The organism is Kitasatospora sp. MY 5-36, from assembly GCF_001182915.1.
Classification (GTDB): Bacteria; Actinomycetota; Actinomycetes; order Streptomycetales; family Streptomycetaceae; genus Kitasatospora.
This window is the reverse complement of sequence record NZ_LFVW01000038.1, coordinates 1-1601: the sequence shown is the minus strand read 5'-3', so window position 1 is coordinate 1601 and position 1601 is coordinate 1. Positions and strand designations below refer to the sequence as shown.

General features: G+C 73.1%; 3 protein-coding genes. 1 reads left to right on the top strand and 2 read right to left on the bottom strand.

Annotated features, from left to right (window positions below; translation table 11 throughout):
- Window positions 1–393: 393 nt before the first annotated feature.
- Complete coding sequence (locus AE652_RS03795) at window positions 394–753, bottom strand: ATP-binding protein (protein ID WP_234348214.1); 360 nt, start codon at window positions 751–753, stop codon at window positions 394–396.
- A 428-nt stretch (window positions 754–1181) separates the two neighbouring features.
- Window positions 1182–1400 carry a hypothetical protein gene (locus tag AE652_RS47265; protein WP_049649667.1) on the bottom strand — a complete coding sequence of 73 codons (219 nt, stop codon included), beginning with the start codon at window positions 1398–1400 and terminating at the stop codon, window positions 1182–1184.
- Between AE652_RS47265 and AE652_RS47845 the strand changes: the two genes are divergently transcribed.
- Window positions 1387–1601 (top strand): hypothetical protein (locus AE652_RS47845; protein ID WP_234348215.1); only part of this gene is annotated, 215 nt, incomplete at its 3' end. The two genes, AE652_RS47265 and AE652_RS47845, sit on opposite strands and share 14 nt — an antisense overlap.

The window sequence follows — 1601 nt, the reverse complement described above, 5'->3', positions numbered from 1 at the left end:
AGCGCGTCGCTCAGCTCCCGCGCCTCGGACTTCCCCATGCGGCGGAGTTCGGCCGCCGTGGGCCGTCGCGGCAGATCGGGCGGCAGACCCGCAGGGACGGCTTCGCGATCGGTGGTTTCCACACGGATAGACACTGGATCTCCAGGGCATCGGCATCACGCCCGGCGACACGTGTGGGGCTCACACCCCATGCGTCGCGGACTCCTTTCCCAGAACCTGTGCCCGGCTTCTTCAAGCGCGGTCCCGGTGGCACCGTCGACGGTGCTGCGGCAGCCGGACGGATCACGGCCGCTCTCTGGGACTTCTACCCCGGAATCGGTTCCCGACTCAGGATCCGAGCTCTCTCTTGCCGAGCCGACCTCGGACGGCCACCCAGCGTCCCGGGCCCGGTCCTCAGGCCGAGCACTCTCGGTGGTTCGGCGGACCCGGCGGGCACCCAATCTCCAGCCAGACCACCTTGCCCCCGCCCTCGGGCGCGCAGCCCCAGGACCCCGCAAGTCGCTCCACCACACGGAGACCGTGTCCGCCCGGTCGGCCCGGGTCGGCGTACGGGCGCAGCTCGGGCGGCACCGGGCTGGTGTCCGTGACCTCCGCCCGCAGACGGCGCCCGTCCCACCTCAGCCGCAGTTCGCCCGGCCCACCGGAGGTGTGCAGACAGGCATTGGCGACCAGTTCGGCGACCATCAGCAGGAGGTCCTCGGCGACCCCCAGCCGTTCCTCGTCCACGGTCGGCAGCCAGGCCCAGGACCGCAAGGCCTCCCGACTGAAATCACGGCCCGCCTGCACGGCGCCCTCCCGACCGGAGAACACGAACCGCTTGGTCTCCCCCGCGCCCGGAGCCCCCGGGTTCACCGGGACTCCGGCCGGGCCTGCCGTTCCGATCGGCCCTGTCGGCGGCACTTGCCGGAAGCGGTCCATGCCTGGCCTCCTCTCCTCGGCCCGGTCCGGCCGTGCCCAGCGCCTGCCCGAGCGGGTCGCGGCTACACGTCCACGGGACGGAACACGCGCCGCTGATCACCGCCCGGCCCCGCGAACGACTCCTGACCTGGAGGGGGTCGGACCGGCGGCTGATCGCAGCCGGTCGCCAGGCAGGTCGACTTCCCCTCCGTCAGCTGGCCGTGTGGCTCGGCACCGGTCGGGACCGACCGCACCACGGCCGGGGGTTCGGGTGCCGCCCGGGGTCAGTGCGGCCCGCCCGGGGTCAGGAGGTCCCGCATCCGCTCGGCGGCTGAGCGCTCGGGGGACGGCAGGCGGTCCGCCGGGCGTGCGGTGGGCGGCTGGTGGCGGGGCCGGCCGGTGGAGGACTCCTTGGTCTCCCGCGCCCTGATCGCGAGGTCGCGCAGCGCGGCATCGACTCCCCGGAGGAAGTGTTCGAGGTCACCGGGGTTGCGTGAAGTCACCAGCCGCCAGTTGCCGGCGTCGTCCGTGACCAGCGGTTCGTCGGCCCGGGTGGGGGGCTGCGATGTCGACGTGGACGCCGTTCTCGCGCAGGTGCCGTACGGGGACGCGCAGTTCGTCCTGTTCGACGCCGTAGTTCGTCACGATTGCCAGGGCCCTGCCGTGCTGGGTCACTTCTCCTCCTGGTCCGCGGGATGCCTCGG